At 60.5% G+C, this 20,910-nt stretch carries 25 protein-coding genes; 15 read left to right on the top strand and 10 right to left on the bottom strand.

The annotated features are described in order from the left end of the window. Positions 1–4: 4 nt before the first annotated feature. The gene (locus GV035_RS27395) at positions 5–472 is read right to left on the bottom strand and encodes an RES family NAD+ phosphorylase (RefSeq protein ID WP_159838985.1); all 468 of its coding nucleotides are present in this window, start codon (positions 470–472) and stop codon (positions 5–7) included. Next, entirely contained in the window at positions 469–924 is a 456-nt protein-coding gene (gene parS, locus GV035_RS27390; RefSeq protein ID WP_159838983.1) for a type II RES/Xre toxin-antitoxin system antitoxin, read from the bottom strand. Before parS ends, GV035_RS27395 begins: the two co-directional genes overlap by 4 nt. Positions 925–1,299: 375 nt before the next feature. Between parS and GV035_RS27385 the strand changes: the two genes are divergently transcribed. From GV035_RS27385 to GV035_RS27360, 6 genes are all read left to right on the top strand, one after another. Then, entirely contained in the window at positions 1,300–2,409 is a 1,110-nt protein-coding gene (locus GV035_RS27385; RefSeq protein WP_159838981.1) for a CAP domain-containing protein, read from the top strand. A 93-nt stretch (positions 2,410–2,502) separates the two neighbouring features. Beyond that, positions 2,503–3,003, top strand: a complete 501-nt coding sequence (locus GV035_RS27380) for a DUF2726 domain-containing protein (protein WP_159838979.1) — start codon at positions 2,503–2,505, stop codon at positions 3,001–3,003. A 95-nt stretch (positions 3,004–3,098) separates the two neighbouring features. Then, positions 3,099–4,043: a hypothetical protein gene (locus tag GV035_RS27375; RefSeq protein ID WP_159838977.1), complete on the top strand. Its 945-nt coding sequence runs from the start codon at positions 3,099–3,101 to the stop codon at positions 4,041–4,043. Next, positions 4,040–4,222: a hypothetical protein gene (locus GV035_RS27370; RefSeq protein ID WP_159838975.1), complete on the top strand. Its 183-nt coding sequence runs from the start codon at positions 4,040–4,042 to the stop codon at positions 4,220–4,222. Before GV035_RS27375 ends, GV035_RS27370 begins: the two co-directional genes overlap by 4 nt. A 380-nt stretch (positions 4,223–4,602) precedes the next feature. Continuing rightward, positions 4,603–5,424: a CsgG/HfaB family protein gene (locus GV035_RS27365; RefSeq protein WP_159838973.1), complete on the top strand. Its 822-nt coding sequence runs from the start codon at positions 4,603–4,605 to the stop codon at positions 5,422–5,424. Positions 5,425–5,520: 96 nt separating this feature from the next. After that, positions 5,521–5,715, top strand: coding sequence for a YqaE/Pmp3 family membrane protein (locus GV035_RS27360; protein ID WP_159838971.1), 195 nt, complete (start codon positions 5,521–5,523; stop codon positions 5,713–5,715). Between the two features lie 294 nt (positions 5,716–6,009). On the opposite strand, the gene GV035_RS27355 is transcribed toward GV035_RS27360, so the two are convergent. Beyond that, positions 6,010–6,720 (bottom strand): SOS response-associated peptidase, encoded by a 711-nt coding sequence (locus GV035_RS27355; protein ID WP_159838969.1) that lies wholly within the window; start codon positions 6,718–6,720, stop codon positions 6,010–6,012. A 166-nt stretch (positions 6,721–6,886) separates the two neighbouring features. On the opposite strand from GV035_RS27355, the gene GV035_RS27350 reads away from it, so the two are divergent. From GV035_RS27350 to GV035_RS27335, 4 genes are read left to right on the top strand one after another with little or no spacing between them, the layout of a single operon-like run. After that, positions 6,887–7,294 carry a response regulator gene (locus GV035_RS27350; protein ID WP_159838967.1) on the top strand — a complete coding sequence of 136 codons (408 nt, stop codon included), beginning with the start codon at positions 6,887–6,889 and terminating at the stop codon, positions 7,292–7,294. A 44-nt stretch (positions 7,295–7,338) separates the two neighbouring features. Continuing rightward, complete coding sequence (gene ku, locus GV035_RS27345; RefSeq protein ID WP_159838965.1) at positions 7,339–8,292, top strand: non-homologous end joining protein Ku; 954 nt, start codon at positions 7,339–7,341, stop codon at positions 8,290–8,292. 1 nt (position 8,293) lies between these two features. After that, positions 8,294–9,121 (top strand): tetratricopeptide repeat protein, encoded by an 828-nt coding sequence (locus GV035_RS27340; RefSeq protein ID WP_159838963.1) that lies wholly within the window; start codon positions 8,294–8,296, stop codon positions 9,119–9,121. 56 nt (positions 9,122–9,177) lie between these two features. Beyond that, entirely contained in the window at positions 9,178–9,387 is a 210-nt protein-coding gene (locus tag GV035_RS27335; RefSeq protein WP_159838961.1) for a hypothetical protein, read from the top strand. Here GV035_RS27335 and GV035_RS27330 read toward each other — a convergent pair. Further along, positions 9,384–9,869 carry a hypothetical protein gene (locus GV035_RS27330; RefSeq protein WP_159838959.1) on the bottom strand — a complete coding sequence of 162 codons (486 nt, stop codon included), beginning with the start codon at positions 9,867–9,869 and terminating at the stop codon, positions 9,384–9,386. The two genes, GV035_RS27335 and GV035_RS27330, sit on opposite strands and share 4 nt — an antisense overlap. Positions 9,870–10,046: 177 nt before the next feature. On the opposite strand from GV035_RS27330, the gene GV035_RS27325 reads away from it, so the two are divergent. Continuing rightward, positions 10,047–10,478, top strand: a complete 432-nt coding sequence (locus GV035_RS27325; RefSeq protein ID WP_159838957.1) for a PRC-barrel domain-containing protein — start codon at positions 10,047–10,049, stop codon at positions 10,476–10,478. A 599-nt stretch (positions 10,479–11,077) separates the two neighbouring features. Then, positions 11,078–11,329 carry a hypothetical protein gene (locus GV035_RS27320; protein WP_159838955.1) on the top strand — a complete coding sequence of 84 codons (252 nt, stop codon included), beginning with the start codon at positions 11,078–11,080 and terminating at the stop codon, positions 11,327–11,329. A 114-nt stretch (positions 11,330–11,443) separates the two neighbouring features. Here the strand turns inward: GV035_RS27320 and GV035_RS27315 are convergent, their stop codons facing one another. The 3 genes from GV035_RS27315 to GV035_RS27305 all read right to left on the bottom strand — a co-directional run bounded on the left by GV035_RS27315 (position 11,444) and on the right by GV035_RS27305 (position 15,358). After that, complete coding sequence (locus GV035_RS27315; protein ID WP_159838953.1) at positions 11,444–11,668, bottom strand: hypothetical protein; 225 nt, start codon at positions 11,666–11,668, stop codon at positions 11,444–11,446. 635 nt (positions 11,669–12,303) lie between these two features. Further along, positions 12,304–14,253, bottom strand: a complete 1,950-nt coding sequence (gene ligD / locus GV035_RS27310) for a DNA ligase D (RefSeq protein ID WP_236572881.1) — start codon at positions 14,251–14,253, stop codon at positions 12,304–12,306. A gap of 823 nt (positions 14,254–15,076) precedes the next feature. Continuing rightward, complete coding sequence (locus tag GV035_RS27305) at positions 15,077–15,358, bottom strand: hypothetical protein (protein WP_201304080.1); 282 nt, start codon at positions 15,356–15,358, stop codon at positions 15,077–15,079. A 432-nt stretch (positions 15,359–15,790) separates the two neighbouring features. Between GV035_RS27305 and GV035_RS27300 the strand changes: the two genes are divergently transcribed. From GV035_RS27300 to GV035_RS27290, 3 genes are all read left to right on the top strand, one after another. Further along, entirely contained in the window at positions 15,791–17,368 is a 1,578-nt protein-coding gene (locus GV035_RS27300) for a hybrid sensor histidine kinase/response regulator (RefSeq protein ID WP_159838951.1), read from the top strand. Positions 17,369–17,629: 261 nt separating this feature from the next. Beyond that, entirely contained in the window at positions 17,630–18,088 is a 459-nt protein-coding gene (locus GV035_RS27295; RefSeq protein ID WP_268892298.1) for a response regulator, read from the top strand. A gap of 287 nt (positions 18,089–18,375) precedes the next feature. After that, complete coding sequence (locus GV035_RS27290) at positions 18,376–19,134, top strand: hypothetical protein (protein WP_159838947.1); 759 nt, start codon at positions 18,376–18,378, stop codon at positions 19,132–19,134. 206 nt (positions 19,135–19,340) lie between these two features. On the opposite strand, the gene GV035_RS27285 is transcribed toward GV035_RS27290, so the two are convergent. The 3 genes from GV035_RS27285 to GV035_RS27270 form a co-directional block, all read right to left on the bottom strand. Next, entirely contained in the window at positions 19,341–19,976 is a 636-nt protein-coding gene (locus GV035_RS27285; RefSeq protein WP_201304081.1) for a hypothetical protein, read from the bottom strand. A 236-nt stretch (positions 19,977–20,212) separates the two neighbouring features. Next, a complete protein-coding gene (locus tag GV035_RS27275) occupies positions 20,213–20,398 on the bottom strand; it encodes a hypothetical protein (protein WP_159838945.1) in 186 nt (61 codons plus the stop codon). 85 nt (positions 20,399–20,483) lie between these two features. Beyond that, complete coding sequence (locus GV035_RS27270; protein WP_159838943.1) at positions 20,484–20,873, bottom strand: hypothetical protein; 390 nt, start codon at positions 20,871–20,873, stop codon at positions 20,484–20,486. Positions 20,874–20,910: the final 37 nt, after the last annotated feature.

Here is a 20,910-nt window from a genome sequence, read left to right as displayed (position 1 = left end):
GCGTTCAGCAAAACAGTCGCGGATCGAGTCCAAACGCCTCTTGACGAATGACTTTCAGTTCGCGGTAGTCGCTGTGAAGAGGGTTGAGGATAAGGTTCCAGTCGGCCGGACACACGACAGAAGGCACTTTCATCGCGACCGACGTTCCTTCCATAAGCCAATGGCGGCCGACGTCAACGGTAGACGCAGGTATTGGCAATGCAGTCCAGTCTGCCGGCAGAACTGGTTCGTAGCCTTCGTCAACCAGATGATCGGGGACTTCTAGCTCCACGAGAAAGAGGTTTCCCGCCGGAGGAATGCCCGACGCGTGCACACGCACCTCAAGGACCGCCGTTGCCGCATTTAGACTCGTGTACAGGGCGGGCATTCCGACCGGATTCCAGCGTCCGCCAGCTATTGCAGCGCCATTGCCGCTCAGATCGTCAGCGCGATATTTTCCGGGCTTATCCTTGGCCAAACGGAAGAGCCTCATACACCGACGCCGAACTCAATCCGCTGGAGGATTCTCTGCACTTCATCGTACCCGGCCTGCGTGTCTAGCATCGAGACGGGACTTTCGCCGCCCAATTCCGCGTGGGGAGTCTGCATCCATTTTGCAGCAAGCTCGCCGCTTTCAAATACGTCAGCGGCGTGCGCGTGGATCAGGATGACTCTCGACACGCGATCAGACTCTCCGCTACTCAGGCGGTCGCCAGCGGCAAGCTTTCGCGTCACAGTGCTGGACGGAATACGCAGGCTTGCAAGCAACGATTGGATGCTGGTGTTCAAGACCTCAGAAGCGACAAGACCGATGATGTTCGGCTCCAGGCCCAGCCGGATCTCGCGGCTTTGGGCTATCGGGTCGAGCTGAATAAACGCGGCCAGCCGCGAAGCCCGTGCGCCGCTTGGCGTGGCCTTGTTGGTTGAGGATCGAGTTGCAGGCATCACAGTCTCCAAATGGGTATGACCATACGCCCATTATGGCAACTTGCCCATTTGATGTCAACGTAACCATCAAATGAGCAAAACGATACGTCGCCGGGGATCGTCAGCTCTCAGCGAAAGGCGCGCGAAAAACCTCCGCTTTCGGCTGCGCAAGAAGCTGCTTTCTGTTCACCATGCTCCTGCTGTTCCGGGCAGGCTTGCGCGCCACGCAGTGGGCCGCAACGCGCCAGTTCGGTGCGCTATTCCGCTGCCTTGACAAGACGCTTCTCGGACAACACTGGTTTGTAATGACCGGCTCGTCGATGGCGGGTCGGTGAATAGAAAAAAACGATGAAAACGCCTGCTCAGGCGTCCACGAACATAACGAGGTCTGGTTTGAAACAGTCGTCCGCTGCATTGCCGTCCATCCGCCTTTCTGCCTTGACGGCCTTGACCGTCGCCGTGCTTGCCGCATGCGGCGGCGGCTCGGGTTCCTCCGATTCGAACAGCACTGGAAGCTCGAACGGCACCGGAGGCTCAAACAACACAGGGAGCCAGAGTGGCACGCCAGCCGCGTCGCAGAAAGCGAGCTTCCTGCCACCCGCATCCACGGCGCAGAGCGTTGCGGCCACGGGAGACCCCATCGCCGACAGTGTTGCGTACCTGAACGCCATGCGGCATAACGTCGGTTACACGATCGCGCTCTCAGTCGATAAGGGGCTGACGACGTCGTCGCAAAACCATGCTGTTTATCTTGCCGACAACTCGATCTTGAGCCACAACGAGACGGCTGGATTGGCCGGATTTACCGGTGCATCCCCGGGAGTCCGCATCTCAGCGCAAGGCAGCTATTCGACTTGGGGCGAGGTAACGTCTGCCGGTGATGCACGCGCATTCACCGACTCTCTGGTGGGCGTCAGGGGCCTGTTCGACGCGCCGTATCACCGAGTCATCATGCTCGACAATTTCGCCAGTATGGGGGTGGGTAGCGCCTCCAGCTCGACGTGGGGGGCGTTTAACATCGACTTCGGCGATCAGACCTCGGCCCTCAGCGGCACGCAAGTCATCGCTTATCCGTACCCGAACGAGACGGACGTTCCGACTGATTGGTATGTCAACGAGATCCCAAGCCCCTTCGCCTCCGCCCCGCAGTACAACCAGACGTACACCGGGTATCCGATCACCATTCAGGGGAGCATGTTTTCCAAGTTGAGTTCCGTGAGCTATGCGGTCACGGACAGCGGCGGGAATGCCGTGCCGTGTCAGCTTCAGACTTCAGCCAACGATACCGGGCTGACGGACGCCGCGATGTGCGTTCCCTTCAAGCCGCTCAACGCGAGTTCAACGTACAACGTGCATGTCGTCGGCGTTCTAACCGCGATGGGCGTGACCGGAACGCAGACGAGTCCGCTCGATCTCACCTGGTCGTTCACCACCAAGGCTGCAAGCACAACGAAGGCGCAGGGGCTGAACCGTGGCGGCATTCGTCCGCCCGCCGTCCTATAAGAGCCGTCTCGGCAAATTAAACGGCTTTCAGCGAGGCACACAGCTTCCGGCCTTTTGCTTGCCGTGCGCGACCTATAACCGCATCGAGGGACCATGCAAAGCCACATCGCGCCAGTCGTAGTCATCGCCCTATTGGTTGGCATCGTTGCAATCATTGCCAGCAAGGTCGCCGCGAAGCCCCGATATAGGGCTGTTCCCCTGCTGACCGCCAACGAGAAGGAGTTCTTCGAGCGGCTTCGTCGCGCGCTTCCCGAGGCGTTGATCTTCCCGCAAGTCGCGATGTCAGCGCTCATCCAGCCGATCTCCAACGGAAAGCAGCGCACCATCGACTTTCGACGGATCTCGCAAAAGCGGGTGGACTACGCGGTCTACGACAGACAGCTTGCGCTCGTCGCCGTTGTCGAGCTCGATGACCGGACGCACGACGCCGCGCGTGACGCCGTGCGCGACGCGCATCTCGCGAGCGCGGGCATCCGGACAATCCGCTTCCAGTCCAAGGCGAAGCCGGACGAGAGCGGTATCCGGTCCGCGTTATTCCCCTCGGAGACGCGCGTCCAAGCGACGGAAGCTTCCTCTCTCTTCTCTCGGATGTGAAGCGGCGGCAGGTTCCTTGACTTCGCGATGGTGTCGATAGGCTGGTTTATGACGCGAACGAACTCGCGTCGCTATCGTCACCAAAGCGAGGTCCCATGGAGCCCAACAAGAAAGAGCCCGTCGACGCGATGAAACTGATCAAGTCGCTCATCGACGTCATTCAAGCATCCTTCGCGACCGCGTGGAAAGCGGTCCTCCTCCTCGGCGGTGCTGTGTTGATCGCCTACTGCTATTTCGAAAGCATCGTGCCCGAGGGCTTGTCGCTCGGCGATGCCTTCTTTCTCGCCTCCGCCGCGTTCTCATTCACCTGCATTGCGCTGATTGGAATCGGCTTCGGTGTCTTCGCGGCATTGTGGGCGCTTAAGCTTTTCGTCGTCGCAAACAACTTCCGCCTCAAGCGGCGCGGGAAGCCGCCGGCAGCTTTGCTTCATCGCGCAGTCGATAACGGGGCAACAGTCTTCATGTCGTTGATTGCTACGCTCGCGTTTGGCTCCACGTTGGTTCTTCTGAAAGACCAATCGCCCGATGCGCGCATGCACGCGACGTTGTTGTTTTTCGCGGCTGCTGGCCTAATCGGCGGGATCCTCCTGCTCATCGTCCCCACGACCACGGCACAGCGACCCAGCATTCGCCTGACCGTGAGTTTTCTCTCGATGACGGTCTTCGGTTTGCTCGTAGCAACCCGCCCCGCTTTGTTAAATCTGGCAATGGTCAATCTCGGCGTGCGCTCGGCGCCGGGTCAAGTCGTAGTCTTCTCCGACGCTGAACACACGCAGTTGGCTGCGATCGCGACGGCGAGCGGAGTGAAGGTGCAGTTCTGCAAGCTTCCGACCACTGATAAGTGGGGGACGCGCGATGCCCGCGCCGTGTGGCATGGCGTGGGCGGCAGTTCCTACGTTCGGCTCTTTGACGAAACAAACGGGTCGCGAGACGTTCTCGTGCGGGCGAACCGCGCGGATGTTGAAGTGATCCGCCGGGAGCGGACCGGCTTCGACTGCCCTCCGAAGGTGGCCGCCCCTCCGATCGGAAAGTCGTCATGACGCGCATCTACGCGACGCTGAGAAAGCGCTACACCACTGAAGCGCTGCAAGGCATGGGGTTCGTGAAGGACGGCGGGCTGATGGTGAAACGGGGGGCGATGCGTCGCATCCGTGCGCAGGCATCAAGCCTCGACGGAGTGTGGTGGCGCGTGACCCCGCCTGAGCGCCGATGGCGTTAGGCAGTCAGCGATGAAAGAGTATCAAGAAGACGCCTCTTTTCGGTCCTGCCGTCGTTTCTTGGCCGGTAGCCTTGTTATCGCCCCGGGATCGTTGACGTCGCGTCGCCAATGACCTCCCCGGCACGTAGCAACCCTGCCCCTTGACTCCCGGCTCCAGACGGCGGGCGACACCTCCCTAAACGCGCGCAGGACCCGGTTCGCTGGAGCGAGCCGGTGTAGTACCGAATTCGACCGGGCTTCGCACTCCGCCGCTGCCCTGGCTGACTCGCGACGCCAGACACGCTGAGCCGATGTTGCGAGGCACGAAAGTGATTCTGATTAAAGGTCCGTTTGGCATTGAAGCCAAGACAAAGGACCACACGACACAACAACGAGGAAACATGAAGCTCAAAATGATCGGCGTGGCCGCCCTGTCCGTTTTCGCACTCTCCGCCTGCTCCGAAATGCAGATGGGCGCACCGTCCGCCAAGACGGCGGCGACCGGTTCCGCTGCTGGCGAAGCGTCGCAGAACGCCAACGCAGGCCTTCAGCACTGCACGGCGCCGCTCGGCACCGTCGCCATCGTCGAAGATACGGAAGCACCCTGGTACGGCCTTCTCACGGGTCAGTACCAGCTCGGTTCGACGGTGCCAGTGCTGAAGCTGCTCGTCCAGCAAAGCAACTGCTTTGTGATCGTCGATCGCGGCCGCGCGCTCGGCACGGCTATGGGCGAGCGCTCGCTGAACGCATCGGGCGAACTGCGCAAGACCTCCAAGATGCACAAAGGCCAGATGGTCGCAGCCGACTACACGATCAGCCCGACCGTGACATTCAGCAATCGCGACGCGGGCGGCGGCGCAGCCGGTCTGCTCGCATTCGTGCCCGTCGTTGGCGGTGTGCTCGCCGGTGCTGCTGGAACGATGAAGGCGCAGGAAGCCTCGACCATGCTGACGCTCGTCGACAACCGGTCGAGCGTCCAGTTGGCGGCCGCCGAGGGATCGGCGCGTAACGTCGACTTCGGCATGCTCTCGGGCGTTTTCGCTGGCGGCTTCGGCGGCGCTGGCGCTGCGGGCGGCGGTGCCTACGCACGGACCGCGCAGGGCAAGGTCGTCGTCGCGGCATTCACCGATTCGCTCAACAATCTCGTTGGCTCGGTTCGCCAGTACCGTGCGCAGAACGTCAAGGGCGGCCTTGGCAACGGCGGCGCTCTCGTCGTGAACTGATCGCCCGAAGGGCGGAACGCCGAAGCCTCCGCCCTATTAAGGACCTGTTTAAGCCGCCGTTATAGCAGTCTCAACGAACCCTCAAAGGAAGCACACATGCGCCTCTTTCTCGCCATCATCATCCCTTGGCTCCAGTTCTTCACGATCGGCCGTCCGATCGCCGGGATCATCTGTCTGCTGCTGCAGTTCACGCTGATCGGCTGGATTCCCGCCGCCATCTGGTCGGTGTTTGCGCTCGGCCAGTACAAGACCGACCGCAAGATCGAGCGGGCGCTCGCAAGCCGCGCCTAAAAATTGGTACTTGTTCGCCGACGCGAGGCGTAGCTTGCGCGTCGGCCCTCATGGAAATGGGCCCGATGACCCGCTACGCATGTAACGTTGAGCGACTTCTGCTGCAGCGAAGAATTACGTGGCGGACATTTGCATACGCGCTTCGCAAGCGGCCAGTCGCCGTCGCCGGCGGTGCTGGTTGCTACATCGTGGATCCGGACTTTGACTACGAAGCGATGGTAGAAGCGGCTAGCTGGGAATGATCGCGAAACGTTAGGAGCTTGTGGCACCGAAGCCTGCGCTCACGCGCTGCTTTCAACCACCATCATCAGCGAGAAGCGATGCCTGCGCCAGGTCGGCCTTTGGCAAGGCGTTGGCCTTCGGCGCGCGAGGCGGCAGCGGAAACGGCTCGGCGTGCATCGCTTCAACCGGATAGAGCCGCAGGAACGACCGCGCTTCGTCCGTGGTCTTGCAAGACAGCCAGTCTTCGTACTCGGTCGGCGGGACAATCACCACCGACCGCTTCTCCGCCCCCGGCCGGTGAAACCGCTTCATCAGTGGGTGCTCTTCAGCGTTCACGGTCAACATCGTCATGCTCATGCTGGTCGATCCGTCCGCCGGATCTCTCCACGATCGCCAAAGCCCTGCGATCGCCAACGGCGAGCCATCGGCCATTCCGACGCGCCAGCGCACGGCTTTCCCTGTTTCGTAGTCCGGCTCGTAGAACCGGTAGCAGGGTATCAAGGCGAGCTGCAGTTTGTTCCACGCTGAGCGAAAGCTCGTCTTTTGTCCGATGGATTCGGAGCGCGCGTTCATCGTATCGAACGCCTTCACACCTTGCGGGATGAACCTGCGCGGGACCATCCCAAAGGTGGCGGCGTCAGTCAAATACTCACCGTCTATGCGGCGGAAGATGGGCGCCGGGTAATCCTTGTAGATTTCCGGCTTGTAGTCGAAGTTGGGCACCGGAAACAGGCTGAAAACGTCGAAGCGGTCCTTCGGATTCGATTCGTAGCTCGTACACATTTAGCGTCCTCCTTTCCGGGGAAGCATACAGGCAGACGCTCCGACGGAACGCCGGTGGTTTCAGATCGGCCAGACCCGGACGCACTCCTCCGATGGCACTTTTATTGCGTTTAGGAAAGGCGGATGCGGGCAATCGTTGCAGCGCTCGCTGTGGGGGGAGGCAGAAATGAAGATTCTTGTGCTTGACGACGACCGCGACTTTACTGCGGGTCTTGCGGCTCTAATTGAGCAAATGGGGCACGGAGTCACGGTAGCGCATGAGTGTGAGTCGGCACGCCAACTGGCGAGCCAGCAGTTGTTCGATGTGATTCTGGCTGACGTAGACCTCCCTGACGGCGATGGCCGCCACACGTGCGAGAGTTTGAGGCGGGACGGCGCATCGCAGACGGCCTACATGGTGGCAATTACCGGCAGGCACGATCTGGGCGACAATGACTTCCCGTCGTTCGACGGCTATATGAGCAAACCGGTCACCTACGATTTGCTGGAACGTGTACTGGAAGAGTGGCGTGTCACGGCCGGGCTAGACCGGCAGGTGCGCGCAGACGAGGCCCAGGTCGCCAAAGCACCATAGGCGCGTAACCGCTAGAGGGCCATCACCTTCAATGGGAGGCCACTGTGGCTGCTCGCTCGATCGCGTCAATGACTCTCAGCTTTGGACTCGTCTCCGTGCCGGTGAAGGTCTATACGGCGACGGAAAGCAAGTCAGGCGTTGGCTTCAACCTGATGCACAAAGAGTGCGGCACGCGCCTGAAGCAGCAGTACGTCTGCCCGCACGACGGCAAAGTCGTCGAGCGCGCCGATATGGTCAAAGGCTACGAGTTCGAGAAAGAGAAATACGTCATTTTCGAGAAGTCCGAGCTTGAGGCGCTTGAAGCGAGCGCCAGCCACACGATCGACATCGTGTCGTTCATGCCGACCGACGCGATCGATCCCATCTACCTCGACAAGCCCTACTACCTCGCGCCAGACAAGCGCGGCGGCAAGCCATACCGCCTGCTACAGGAGGCGATGAAAGACAGCGGCACGTGCGCGCTAGCCCATTGGACGTGGAAGGGCAAGCAGCATATGGTGCAGGTGCGCGCCGGTAACGACGGGCTAATTCTCCAAACTTTGCTCTACGCCGATGAGGTTCGCTCGCAAGCCGATATCGGCATCGAGGAAACCGAGATCCAGTCGACGGAATTACAGCTCGCCGAGCAACTGATCGAGCAGTACCGCGTCGACAGCTACGACGCGGCCGCTTACAAGGACGAGGAGAAGGAGCGCATCCTCGCCGAGATCGACAACAAGATCGCGGGCAACAAGATCACCGCCGCGCCCGCCGTCGAGCAGCCCGGCGCGCAGGTTATCGACCTTGTGGAAGCACTACGGGCGAGCCTAAGAAAGAAGCCCTCGGCCGAACAGCCAGCGGCGCCGCGCGCGGCACGCAAGAACGCACGCACCGCCGCGCCAGTGGAAGAAGCGGCTGAAACTGCTCAAGCTGCACCGGCGCCCAAGCGCCGCGCGGTGCGCCGCGCGGCCACGGAGGACCAACCGGCACCGGCGCGGAAAACCGGCACGAAACGGTGATATGCAAGACGACGGTTACAGCCTTCGCGATGTGCAGCGCATGCTTGGTGTGTCGCGCACCGTCGTTGAGCGTTTAATCGCGGCGGGCTTTATATCACCGGCGAGTGGCGAGCGACGCGAGCGGCGCTTCACCTTCCAAGACGTCGTCATGCTCCGGACTGCCCACGCGCTTCGCGTTGCGGGCGTCTCGCCGATGAAGATCGTCCGCGCGCTAGATCACCTTCGGAAAAGCTGGGGACGCGAAGGCTCGCTTACTGGCGTTCGCATCGCGGCCTTCGGCGATCGCGTCGCTGTCCGCGACGAGAGTAGCCGCCAATGGGATGCTGAAACCGGCCAACAGCTACTGGATTTTGAGGAGGCGCAGGCGTCCGGAAATGTCGCTTCCATGCAGGCGCCGCGCGAGCAGCGCGCGCGAGAAGAAGCCGCCGAACTATTCCGCCAGGCGCGCGGCCTGGAAGACGATGACCTCGACGCCGCTGAGGTGGCTTATCGAAAAGCGCTCGAACGCGTACCTGACTATACCGACGCGTCGCTGAATCTTGGCGGCATCCTGATGGACAGCGGGCGGTTCGACGAGGCCATAGCGGTGTATCAAGAAGCGCTGCGATACCGCGCAAACGACCCGGTGCTGCTGTTCAACATTGGCGTCGCGCTTGAAGATTCGGGCCGCTTCCGCGAGGCACTGCTTTCCTACGAGCGCTGCATTGAACACGCGCCCGACTTCGCGGACGCCCATTTCAACGCCGCGCGCATCCATGAAGAACTGGGCGAGGCGACCAAAGCCATTCGCCACTTCAACGCTTACCGCCTGCTACAACGCAACTCATAGGCGCTGCGGAATAGCTTTTGCTTTACGCCGATTGGCACAACAACGAGGAGGCGACAATGGCAGACCAGCACAAGCCCGGTGAGAAGGTCCAGACGTCGGGCATCTACAAGGTCGTGAAAGAAGGCGATGGCGGTTCCGGTTTTGAAGTGACCTGCGTTGAAGGCGAACATTTCCCGCCGACGCGCAGCGGCAAGGGCGCGCACTACGAACTGGTCCACGCGGCCACGCACTCGCACAAGCATAGCGAATTGGGCACCGGGGACTAATCGGACGTGTCGGAAACGCGGCCGCTCCGAGTCGCGGTCGCCTCGCGCTCGACTTGCACCTCGCTTACCGGCCCGAGACCTTCGCCGAACCACGGCACTTCAACCCGCATCATTTCGACGTAGGCGTCCCACCCGGCCTGATTGCCGGCGAAAAGGTCATGCTGAGCCGTGTATGCGAGAAGCTTGCGGTTAAGCGTGGCCTCAAGCAACTCCTTGGTCCAAAGGAAGTACGCGGTCGCGGCGCGCGCAGCGAAGTCGTGAGGCGTGAGATCCGGCGCGATCAGGTTCAGTAGCGGGAAGCCCGCGAGGGAGTCGTCAGATGCGGCAGCTTCACCGATGGTCTTGTGACGATCAGCGCATTTCAAAACGCACCCGATTGATTCCACCACATCGCCAAGATGCAGCAACAGCGCGCGTCGCTCGACTGCGTCTTGCGGGGCATGTTTCTGCCCTTCATCGTTGTCTCGTTCGATCTCGCTCATGTCATCCCCTTCGCTCATTGAGAACGCGGCTGACCGCCACGGTTGCATTGAACTGCGCATGCTATGCGCAAGTCGCGCGCCACTGGTTTGGCTGAGGAACGCCAAGGGTTCGCGGAAGTAAAGACTGGGCCTGTTCTTTGCAAGACGGTCCAGCCAACCAACACGGAGAAAATCTATATGAAATTGCTGCGAAGCCTCGCACTCGCTACCGCTATCGGCGCTGTCAGCCTTGGCGCTCATGCCCAGGTCGCCGGGACGCAGCCTTTAAGTGTCACCGTCGAGCAGTCTCAAGCGCTGCTACAGGGCTGGAGCACGAAAAAGAGCATTCTTGGCAAGGCGGTCTACAACGACCAGAACGCGAAGATCGGCTCAATCAAGGACTTGGTGATCTCGCCTGACGCCACCGTCTCGGCAGCCATCATCTCGACCGGTGGCTTCCTTGGCGTGGCCACGCACGACGTCGCAGTGCCGATCGCGTCGCTTGAGGTGCGCGACGGCAACTTCTATCTGCCCGGCGCGACGAAAGACGCGCTGAAGAATACGCCGGAATTCGAGTACAACAAGGTAAAGACACCCGCCAAGCCTCGCAAGCTGAAACCGGCGCAGTAAGGTCGATAGTGGCGCACCGGCGCTTGCTCAGACGGTCCCGCAATAGCGAAGCCCCGACCAATGATGCAATGGCCGGGGCTTCTCTTCCAACACGTACTGGACAGCAACAACAATGCTCTCAGGCGATTACGGTCCCTCGAATGCTACCTCGCGCTGAACTTGCAACGAACTTAACCTGCTTGAGACGAACAGCCGTCCTGCAACTGCTACACAACCGCAACTGCGACAACCGCTGCTTCCGGAAAGGGTTAGGTAGGCCGGTATGCTCGGTGACTATCGCTTGGCTGCTTATGGCGCTCGTTTGCTCGCCATGAGAAGAAGTGTATGCGCGTCGCGGCATGAGTGATCCACTGAAAAAGCGGTGAAACTGCGGTCTTTTCGGGCGGCTGAAAGTGCCCAAGCTGCCGATAGAAGCGGCACTCCCAGACAGGGCTCGAGCCCTACCCAAAGCCGTCATGTTTATCGGCTCCAATAGCGCGCGCATTCGCGAAGACTAATGATTGAGAATAGGACCGTCGATTGCGGTACTACTGCTGCCGACACCAGGCGCTTTTGAGCCGGTGCGCCATCGGACATTCAATCCAAAGAGGAGAACAACAATGAACATTTCAACGAAGTGCCTCGTGACGACCGCCCTTGTATGGGGCTTAACGACCGCCGCCTTCGCCCAGGGCAATGCCGGAGGCGCTCCCGGCGGGAATGGCGCTGGTCGCGGCGGCGTCGGTATTGGCACACCCAACGGCAATGGCGAAACGGGAGCGCCGGCGGGCCCGAATGGCAAACATTCGACGCTCCAGTTGAAGCATCACCACCACAAGCATCACCACCACAAGCATCACGAGGCCACTTAATCCCGTGGCTGCGTCCGCCGAGCCGCGCCGTTGGCCGTGCAAGGCTGGTTAAGCGCTCGGCGGGCTACTAGACACCAAGTAATCGATCGGTGCCGCGGCGGTGGTCAAGCTTCTCTACGCCGACAAACGAACCGGCGGGACGGGCAGTTCATTACCTTCGATGAACGCCGTCGCAGACCGAATCGCGAAGTCGATCGCGCAATCTTCATTGGCGAAAAAGCCCCACTTGCCAAGCGAGGTCGAATGGCCGTCTTCAAGAATAGACGCGGACGATACGAAGGTATTGCCGTTACGCGTGACCATCGGCTCAAACGCCGTCCCGCCGAGATAGACGATCATCGGTGTTCTCTCAGTTATCAATTTTTGGCTAGCATTCATCGATGCTTTTTCGCTGCGGGCAAGTAGAGGCGGGCGTCGCACTGTGAGCAGTGCGGTCCTGCTCTTCTGATCCTGTGGCCTCTGCGCTGCTGAGCGAGGATAGTACTCGTCAACGCTTGGTCTATACAGTGCGTAAACGCTTATTTACAGTTACGCAGTGGGCTCTTACATCAGCTCAAATACAAGACGGGCGGCTTCTTTCAAGCTTGCTTGGCGGAAGCGACCTTGGTGGGGGGTGCAAGAGAAGCGGAGCTATCCTTACAGGAAGTTCACGATCGTCGTGGAGACGGACTGTGTCGTCCCTCGGTCCGGGACGGCAAACTTGAGTTCGCCCGACGGCTTCGTCGCACTCGTTCACATCACAACCGCAGAGGGCGCTCCGCTTACAGCACCGTTGCGGCTTTCCGCTGTCGGCGAACACCCATTCGCTTCAGAGGCCGACGCCCTTATGAGCGGTCACTCAGCCGGCCAACAACTGATCGAGGATTTGGCGGACGGCCAGCAAATCGCCTAGCGCGCCGCGACGAAGACCGGTTTATCCTCAATAGACGGCGGCTCAGTCAACGCGTTGATGCACTTGGACCACGTTCATGGGTTCAGCGCATTCCAACCGCTCGACGCATCGCCGCCGTGATGCCCTGCCGCGTGCGATGGAATCCCTCCCACGGATCGACCTTTAGCAAATGCATACGCTGCGCGCCGGTTGTGACGGTCCACTGATCCGCCCGGCCGATTTCGTTTAGCTCGTCCCAAGAGATGGGCATCGACACGCCCATGCCGGACCGCGCACGCGCGGAGAACACCGCGACGGTGCTCGCTCCTTTACTGTTGCGAAGGTAGTCGATAAATATCTTCTTCACGCGGTTCTTCGGCCCGAGCACGGCTGAGAATCGCTCGGGCATGAGCCGCGCCATATGTCGCGCGACCGCCTGTGAGAAGTGTTTTACCTCGTCCCACTGCTGCCGGCGTGTGAGCGGCACAACGATGTGAAATCCCTTGCCGCCGCTCGTCTTGATGAAGCTCTTGAGCCCGAGCTCGTCAAGCAACACCTTTGATAGCGTCGCCGCGTCGGCCATCATCTGCCACGACAGTTCAGGGTCCGGGTCAAGATCGAGGATGAATCGGTCCGGGTGATCGAGGTCCGGCTGCACGGCGTTCCAGCTATGCAGTTCGACCACGTTCATCTGAGCGAGGCCGATTAGCGCCTCATGACGGTCCACCACAAGCAACGGCGGGTGCCCCGGGTGCAGTTCGACCGGCAGCCGCGTGATGCCAGGGATTTTCGAGCGCTCCTCATGCTTCTGGAAGAAAAGCTCGCCTTGGATGCCTTCCGGGGCCCGGACTAGCGAAACGGGGCGATCCTTCAGGTACGGCAGCGCAAACTCGGCTATCTCGTCGTAGTAGCGCACGAGGTCGATTTTGCGCAGGCGCGTCACGTCGTCGATGATGCGCTCGGCATTCGAGACTTTGACGCCCGCAATGACGAGCGTACCCGCGCGCGCGGGCGTTGCGCGCGTCGTGCCTTCGCTCTGCGGCAGGCTTTCCGGCTCCTCGACGTCAACGACCGTCTCTTCGGTTACTGCTGCTGCGGGCTTGTCCTCGCGCATGCCTTGGAACACGGAGTGACGCACTTCGCCCGCGGGTGTCCATTCCAAAAAGGATGCTTCAACGATGAGCTCTGGCTCCAGCCAGACGAAGTCGCGATCTTTCTCGCGCGGCGGTGGATTGTAGAAAGGGGCCTCGGCGCGAATGAGCGCCCTCGCCCTTTTCTCCAGGTCGGCCAATGGGCGCGGCTTGAGTTCGGCTTCGACGGTACCGGCAAAGCGCAGGCTCCCGTCACGCTCGTGTACGCCGAGCATTAACGACCGCATGCCCGACTTGGCGCCCGCAAGCCGCGTATAACCGCCCACAACGAACTCTTGCCGCATGAGGCACTTGAGCTTGATCCAGTCGGTTGAGCGTCCGGAACGATACGGCGCGTCCGCCCGCTTGCCGATGATCCCCTCGAGCCGCATCTTGCACGCCGAAACGAGCAACGACTGCGGATCGTCGGTGAACGACTCGCTGAACCGAATGCGCTCGCTCGGCGTTTGGGCGATTAACTCGCCAAGCAGCTCCCGTCGCTGCGCGAGCGGCACTTCGCGCAAGTCGCGCCCATTTAGGAAAAGAATGTCGAACGCGTAGAACGTCAGTTGTGTGGTGCTGCGCCGATCAAATGCATTCTGCAGCGCGTTGAAGTCCGGCAACCCGCTTTCGGTCAGCACCACCACTTCGCCGTCCAGCCACGCATTGTCGACGGGCAAGCTCTCGATGGCGCTGGCAAGCGCCGTCATCCTGTCCGTCCAGTCGTGGCCGCCGCGCGTGATGAGCGTAGCTCGGCCCGCGTCGACGCGACACATCAAGCGATAGCCGTCGAACTTGATCTCGTAGAGCCAGTTGCCGGTCGCCGGCGGGCGGCTCGCGAGCGTGGCCAATTGCGGCGCGATCGACTCCGGCAGGAGTGCGCAAGCGGATCGACCGCCACCGCTGGAAGCGCGCTTTTTCATGTGCTAAGCGAAAGGGGCATCGACCACTCGAAGACGCGCTCGAGGATAAAGCTGTGCGGCGAGTTCCAGCGCTTCTTGCTTCTGAGCCACAATCGTCACGAAGACTCCTCGGTGGGTTTGCGCTCGACCTCGCACCGCGAGTGCCAATGGTGGCCAGTTCGTTGCGGGCGCGAGTCAATGGTCCATTCGCGGTGCGCGATCTTTCTCGACAATTCGTCGTTGGGCGGTGGCATGTGGCGCGGCGTCGGCGTGGTCGTCATTCGCGTATGCAGTAACGATCTAAGTCTCGTAGTCGGCAATCAGCTAAGGTCGGCGACCGCCTTAAGCCTCGACGACCCCGCACTGTACGGCGCCAAGACGCGCGGCCGTAACCGCGTGGTCGATGCTGCGGACGTTTCCGGGCGCACGCCTGCTTCGAAGAACACCTTCGGCCTTGCAGCGATTCAGGCACTAATTCCGGCCCCGCCGGGTAAGACCTGGCTGCTTGATGGAGGTCGGCCAGTCAGGCACGGGCAGCTCCCTGCCATCCACGATCGCCATCCCATAGGCAACTGCAAATTGCCTCGCCGATAAGGCTGAGGGGAACTGGCCGAGCGCACCGCTTGCATGCTTTTCGCCGTTGGGCTTCGTCACTACAACCATTGCGGTGTGAACCTCGCCATCGTCGACAGCGGTGGGCGACAGCGTGCAGCCCCTATAGAGAATCTCGTACTCAGCTTCCATTACCGCCCTGCTCTCAGTTATCTGTCCTTTTTACGGATATTAGAGCAAGTACGGCAATAAGTGCATCTATGTCGCTCGTCAGTCAGCAAAAATTGCGGCGTCAGCAGCGGACCGTTGTCGCATTGCGACGGATCAAATCCAGCTTGTCTGCCGCCGTCTCGTCCAACGCCTCCGGAACTGCGGACGCAGGCGGCAGTTGCGCCCTTACGTAAGCCAGCTTCGCCCACGCGAACGCTTCCTCACCGATGCTTTGCGGATGACAGCCTGAGTAAGAGCAAAAATGCTCGAAGTTTTCCAGTGCCGTATGCCCGTGCTCGTCCGGCTGCAGCTTCCGCACCCTCAAGATATCGTCGAGCATTGCTCCCGGATTGCCGTAGCACATAGCGTCCTCCCTCTCGGCGCAAGATTTGACCGTAGGGCAAGCAAGGCACGCTCCCGTGCATCCTCCGCGGGCGGAATACGTACCTCTGCCCGATGTTCCCACGTGGGCCATGCGCAGGAATCGCGCTCCTCCTCGGTCGACGTTATGGGCTTTGATTGTCGGCACGCTCAGCTCGTCCCATACCGAAAGCCGCTCCGTCGAACAGGACCAGGGGTGCGGCGACCCTTGGTCGGCAAAGGATACTTAATTCTCTACCCAGCTGCACTTTTACCGGGTACGCAATCTGCCGGTCTGTTTCAGCTTTGAGTTCCTGAACCGACAACTAGCCGGAGCACCCATTTAGCTATTCAAGCGCGGAACAGTCGATTCAATCGATGACGGCTAGAAGCCGGTCGCGTCCTACTCACCTCACAAGTAGCGAGCGAGCACAAAATGACTGATTACCGATTGCGACCTCATCTTGAATCCCCCGAAGAGACGCTGGATCGCCTGCGCCGGGCGGTCGAAGCTGCCGACGTGGGCACGTTCTACTGCCCCTTGCCTCCCGATAGGCTCTATTGGAACGCGCGAGCGAAAGAACTATTTTGGCTGCCGCCCAGCACGCCGGACAGCGAGATCAACATCGATCTTCTTTTCCGCATCATGCATCCGGACGATCGAGAGCGAGTTCGTGCCGCCATGGAAGAATGCATCGCCAGCGGAGATTCATACGACGTCGAATATCGCGCTGTTTCGCCGGAGGGAGAAGTGCGCTGGATTCGAGCCAAAGGGAGTGCCTGCTTCGATGGCGCTGGGCAAGCCCTCAGACTCGACGGTATTACGATCGATATCTCCCTCCAGAAGCGGCTCGAAGCCGAACGGAATGCTTTGATCGAGAGTGAGCGGCTGCAGCGACTCGCTGCTGAGACTGCGAGCAAAGCGAAGGACAATTTCATCGCGGCAGTCTCACACGAGCTACGGACGCCGTTGACGTCTATCCTGGCCTGGGCAGATCTTATAGAACATGCTCCGGAGGATTCTGGCTTCGTCAAAAACGGCATTTCCGTCATTCGCCGCAATGTTACGACCCAAGCGCGTTTAGTTGACGATTTGCTGGACACCAGTCGCATCAGCAACGGGAAGTTCACGGTTGATCGAACTCCCATTGCTGTAGCCGATTGCCTCAACGCGGCTCTCCAGGACATTCGACCCATCGCTGACAAGAAAGGCATCTTCGTCGCCGATCTCATCGCTGAAAATGTGCAGGTCTTCGGTGACGGAGCGCGGCTTCGTCAAGTCTTCGCGAACCTGCTCAACAACGCGATAAAACACACGGAGCCGGGCGGAAAGATCTTGCCTTCGCTCGTCGTCGTTGGGGACACCGTGAAAATCAGCATTGCGGACACCGGCGCCGGCATTCCACCAGATCGGCTGGCGCAAATTTTCGAGCCATTCGTCCAGGTTGAGAATCCGGTGATGCGAGATCGCCGCGGACTCGGCCTGGGTCTTGCCATTGCGCGCAGCATTGTCCTGATGCACGGCGGCGCAATTACGGCCCATAGCGGTGGGCTGGGAGCGGGTGCCACTTTTACCGTGGAGTTGCCGCTAGCCGGGCGCCCGTCGGCCACTCCATCGCTGAGCGAAGACATTCTTGGCGAATCTGCGATCAAGGGCACAACGGTCCTTATTGTTGAGGACGACGCTGACGCGCGTGAGGCTCTGGCACTAACACTCCAGATTGAAAGCATCGGGGTGCAGGTAGCGAGCGGAGTGGAAGATGCGCTTCGGGTGATCCCCGAATCCCCACCAGACATCATCGTCTCCGACCTGGGCCTGCCAGACGGAAACGGATACGAGTTCATGCGAGCGTTGCGCGATCGGGGTGTCCAGATCCCCGCAATTGCCCTGACCGGGCACGTGAGGCCGGATGATGAGCAGAAAGCCAAGGACGCTGGGTTCGACGTTTATCTCGGCAAACCAGTCGATCCGGCCAAATTGCTAGAGGCTATTGCCAAAGTGCTTCGGGATTGAGCGTAGCGGAACGCAGCCATCCGCAGTCGGTTCCCTCGGAGCTGGATCGAGATGAATGCAGATAGTCCTGGACACCGACGGCGTTCGATCGTCGTCTTGGTGTTTCAGGCGCCGCTTGTCAAGGTCAGGCCGAGCAGGCGGACAGGATCGATATGCGGGAGGCTACTAGGAGGCGTCACAGATCAGCGAAGGGACAGGCATGGCGGACGAGTCGGAACGCCTTTTGCATTTAACTGATTAAATGACTCCGGACCGCTATGTATGTTCTCCCATCGCGCTGCTCGCTGGTCCACTCGATCTGTCGTCCAACGCCATTCACAAGGTCTGCGCTTATTGGTCGTTGACGATTACCCGCCGGGGGCGGAGGCAGTGACCGCCGCCCTCCTCGCCGACGGCTACGACGTCCGCTGCGTGTTCTGCGGGCGCGCAGCATTAGACGTGGTTGGGACATGGGCTCCGGACATTGCCGTTCTCGACATAAACATGCCGGAGATGAACGGCTTCGAGTTGGCCGTGTCGCTTCGTCAATGTCGCGTTACCAGCGACATTGGCATGATCGCTTTTACGGCATTGGCCGAGTCGGCCGTTCGGGCGCGCGCAGCTGCAACTAGCTTCGACGCCTACTGCCAAAAAGCCGGTGCCCCGACGATGCTTTCACGGCTCATCAGGCAGATGCTGAAGCAAAACGAAACGCCGTCGCCGTGGGCGCCGTCGCGCTAGCGGTCGCCCTATGCACGCTTGCAACCGCCGGCCAATCGCACCTTCCGCCGTTGGTCGGGCAGTCCGGTTCCTATGCGCAGCTATCGAGCAGTCCCGCTGCACTCATTGTCGAAGCGATGTGTCTGGCCGCGCCCGGCCTCCATGTCTCGACCAGCTGCAAGCGGCGCGCGGATCCTAAGCGGGCCAATCTGGGACTGGAGTCCCGTCGTGCGATGCACACGCCATCCGGGTCGCTCAGTTACCTGTGGCATGCTGGTCGTCTGTGCACTGCCAACTCCGAGTCGACAATGGGAAAAGCTAGCCGCAGCAAATCTTCTGCTCTTGACGATCGGATGCGCGAGGGCCTTGCTCTGGCCGGAGAGATGGTGCGACACCCTCGGGTGCTGCCTACGTTTGCATCGATCGCCCGATTTTCGGATATGTCGAAGAAAGCGGGCGAACTATCGATCTTCGGTCAGGTTGCTGACGCCATAGGGGAGGATGAACTCGCGCAAGCCCTAAGAGAGGCCCCGCTCGGCGCCGCACGAATGGCCAACCAATTGAAGGCCGTGCCGCCGCAAGCTTGGGCAGAGGGCATGCAGCAAGCATTCCAAATTCAGAAATTCGTGGACTTCATCGAACAGATGATCCGCATCGCCCATACGAAGTTTTGGTCAAGCGATCCGTATCTGGCGCTTCAGTTCAACGACAATCAGCCGGCACATCCGGACGACCCCATCGTTCTTGCAATTACACGTGCGCATCGCAAGCTGACAGGCGACCCGCGACAACCCGGATGGATAGCGCTGGCACTCTTCTGTCTTGGACGAGTCATCGCCGTTACCTCAAGCAAAAGCTATGAAAGCGACGAGTGGACCGACGTTACCCTGATGTGGTTTAGCCTCGAAAAGTCTTTTCTCGAAGGGAACGGTCGCGACACCGCCAAGGCCGTACTCGAGCTGAGAAAGGAGCTATTGCCCGACCTCCCAGAGATAATCGGCTCGAGGATGATGCACGGGCTGGCAGAAGCCGCAATCAACGCAGGTGAGACGAGATTGTTTCAGTGAACGCCTGTCCCAAGCAGAGGCCACGACGAAAGGCGAGCCCCTTCGGCTTGACTTCGCTCGCTAAAGCGCGGCGATGATGCCCGCCCTGCGGCTGCTGGGGGTGCAGCCGGGCCAAACACTACCCGCGCCGAACTTTGATGATTTCGACCTCGCAAAAAAAAGTCCCAGGGTTTTAGCCTGGGACGTGTTCAAAAGATTGGTTGCGGCTACGCCGCTTCTGCAAAGAGACTCAACTGCGTGGTGTCATAGCCCAACAATGCTTGATGCTCGTCGTCGCCGATGCCCTTCTCGACCAAATGCGCGTCGAGTTCTGCCGGCGTCAGGTTCAGACGTTGAGCGAGTCGGGCGAAGTACTGCCCGCGTTTGGCCATGTCCTGATACCGCTGCGCCATGCCGGTCGGCAACTTCACGATGCCCTCGTTCAGCCAGAAATGCGCTGAGTCCATCGCATCGCGATGCTGCGTGTCCAGCATGAAGACGGTGTCATAGCTACATGTCACGAACGCACAGGCGGCTTCCGCGTCCACCTCAAACTGCGTGGCTTCTTCGAAATACACGGTCTGCTCGCCGCCGGTCGTCCGCGCATACCGTCCGGGCCGACCCGGATGCCGATACGGATTCCACTGCTCGGCATCGAACGAGCGCAGCCCGACCGAAGGCGCATCGCGGTCGTACTGACCAACCGGATACCAGCCGTCCAGGACGATGTCCGTCTTCGGCAAGCCGTCGAGCTTCGGCACCGGATACCGGCGCCCAAGCACATTCACGTCGTGCCAGACCGCCAGCGCCGGAAACGCGTGCGGCGCGTAGTGATGCATCGACAAGAAAAAATCGATGGCCACCAACTGCTGCGGCGTCACGAACTCGAACTGCGGCTCCTGAGTGCGGCGTGGTTGCGGCGGGTGCCGGTGCGACTCGCGTAACCGATGAGCGGCTGCCGGTGCATGGCGATCCGCTCTTCAATTTCCGGGTCATCGTCAGCAGATCCATCGACTCCGGTAGTACTCGGCGTACGACATGAACGCTTGCGCGTAGCCGGTCTTCTGGCCACTGACGTATTGCTCCAGCCACGGCGGCGTCATTGGCGCACCCCGTTTTGGGGTTGGACTCTGCCGCCGATGACCAAGAACACTTTCGTCTCGACGTTCCGGACCCAAGGGCGAACCTCACCCGCGTGCGTCGCGGTGCCGACGATGTAGCCAATCGCCGCTTCGAGGTTAGGAAACCGCTCGGGCGATGCGCCCAGCTTGGCTGCTTCAAACATAACAACACTCCACAAAAAAGAACGCGGAGCGACCCTCGCGGGGCCGCTTGCCCGCAAGGGTTAAGGAATGAAGAACGGTCAAAGGCTATTCGACGCTCACCTTTACGCTCTCCCACCAGCGACCGCCCGAAGGCAGGTCTCTGACGAAAGCGAAGTTCTCAGCTTCGTCGGGCGTGAGATCGATTACCCCGCCCTTCAAGATGGCCGCCTGAAGATAGACGACATTCGCGAGCGCGAGCGCGCCGTGCTGCTCAGCGACGCCGGTGAGCGTTTCGACGGCATCGAGGAGTTCGGCATGAAACTGCTTGGCGCCAGCGGCGAGACGAAGCGATACGTCCGCGTCGCCGATTGCACCCAATACCGCATCGCACTGAGCTTGCGGGTCGTCAGGCCCGTACTGCTCGGGTTTGATCCAGCTTCGGATCACCATGTCGTTCAGTACGTCGTCCACGAAATCAGTGCAGGAATAGGCCATGGAAGGCTCCAGTCAGAAAGTGAGGAAAAAGAGCCGC

It is taken from the genome of Burkholderia sp. 8Y (genome assembly GCF_902506145.1).
GTDB lineage: Bacteria > Pseudomonadota > Gammaproteobacteria > Burkholderiales > Burkholderiaceae > Caballeronia.
This window is presented reverse-complemented; position numbering and strand designations above follow the sequence as displayed.

What these genes read in the sequence shown, in the direction of transcription:
- GV035_RS27395 (WP_159838985.1), bottom strand. Translation starts at nt 472, where the DNA reads ATGAGGCTCTTCCGTTTGGCCAAGGATAAGCCCGGAAAATATCGCGCT.
- parS (WP_159838983.1), bottom strand. Translation starts at nt 924, where the DNA reads ATGCCTGCAACTCGATCCTCAACCAACAAGGCCACGCCAAGCGGCGCA.
- GV035_RS27380 (WP_159838979.1), top strand. Translation starts at nt 2,503, where the DNA reads ATGCAAAGCCACATCGCGCCAGTCGTAGTCATCGCCCTATTGGTTGGC.
- GV035_RS27375 (WP_159838977.1), top strand. Translation starts at nt 3,099, where the DNA reads ATGGAGCCCAACAAGAAAGAGCCCGTCGACGCGATGAAACTGATCAAG.
- GV035_RS27370 (WP_159838975.1), top strand. Translation starts at nt 4,040, where the DNA reads ATGACGCGCATCTACGCGACGCTGAGAAAGCGCTACACCACTGAAGCG.
- GV035_RS27365 (WP_159838973.1), top strand. Translation starts at nt 4,603, where the DNA reads ATGAAGCTCAAAATGATCGGCGTGGCCGCCCTGTCCGTTTTCGCACTC.
- GV035_RS27360 (WP_159838971.1), top strand. Translation starts at nt 5,521, where the DNA reads ATGCGCCTCTTTCTCGCCATCATCATCCCTTGGCTCCAGTTCTTCACG.
- GV035_RS27355 (WP_159838969.1), bottom strand. Translation starts at nt 6,720, where the DNA reads ATGTGTACGAGCTACGAATCGAATCCGAAGGACCGCTTCGACGTTTTC.
- GV035_RS27350 (WP_159838967.1), top strand. Translation starts at nt 6,887, where the DNA reads ATGAAGATTCTTGTGCTTGACGACGACCGCGACTTTACTGCGGGTCTT.
- GV035_RS27340 (WP_159838963.1), top strand. Translation starts at nt 8,294, where the DNA reads ATGCAAGACGACGGTTACAGCCTTCGCGATGTGCAGCGCATGCTTGGT.
- GV035_RS27335 (WP_159838961.1), top strand. Translation starts at nt 9,178, where the DNA reads ATGGCAGACCAGCACAAGCCCGGTGAGAAGGTCCAGACGTCGGGCATC.
- GV035_RS27330 (WP_159838959.1), bottom strand. Translation starts at nt 9,869, where the DNA reads ATGAGCGAGATCGAACGAGACAACGATGAAGGGCAGAAACATGCCCCG.
- GV035_RS27325 (WP_159838957.1), top strand. Translation starts at nt 10,047, where the DNA reads ATGAAATTGCTGCGAAGCCTCGCACTCGCTACCGCTATCGGCGCTGTC.
- GV035_RS27320 (WP_159838955.1), top strand. Translation starts at nt 11,078, where the DNA reads ATGAACATTTCAACGAAGTGCCTCGTGACGACCGCCCTTGTATGGGGC.
- GV035_RS27315 (WP_159838953.1), bottom strand. Translation starts at nt 11,668, where the DNA reads ATGATCGTCTATCTCGGCGGGACGGCGTTTGAGCCGATGGTCACGCGT.
- ligD (WP_236572881.1), bottom strand. Translation starts at nt 14,253, where the DNA reads ATGAAAAAGCGCGCTTCCAGCGGTGGCGGTCGATCCGCTTGCGCACTC.
- GV035_RS27305 (WP_201304080.1), bottom strand. Translation starts at nt 15,358, where the DNA reads ATGTGCTACGGCAATCCGGGAGCAATGCTCGACGATATCTTGAGGGTG.
- GV035_RS27300 (WP_159838951.1), top strand. Translation starts at nt 15,791, where the DNA reads ATGACTGATTACCGATTGCGACCTCATCTTGAATCCCCCGAAGAGACG.
- GV035_RS27295 (WP_268892298.1), top strand. Translation starts at nt 17,630, where the DNA reads ATGTTCTCCCATCGCGCTGCTCGCTGGTCCACTCGATCTGTCGTCCAA.
- GV035_RS27290 (WP_159838947.1), top strand. Translation starts at nt 18,376, where the DNA reads ATGGGAAAAGCTAGCCGCAGCAAATCTTCTGCTCTTGACGATCGGATG.
- GV035_RS27275 (WP_159838945.1), bottom strand. Translation starts at nt 20,398, where the DNA reads ATGTTTGAAGCAGCCAAGCTGGGCGCATCGCCCGAGCGGTTTCCTAAC.
- GV035_RS27270 (WP_159838943.1), bottom strand. Translation starts at nt 20,873, where the DNA reads ATGGCCTATTCCTGCACTGATTTCGTGGACGACGTACTGAACGACATG.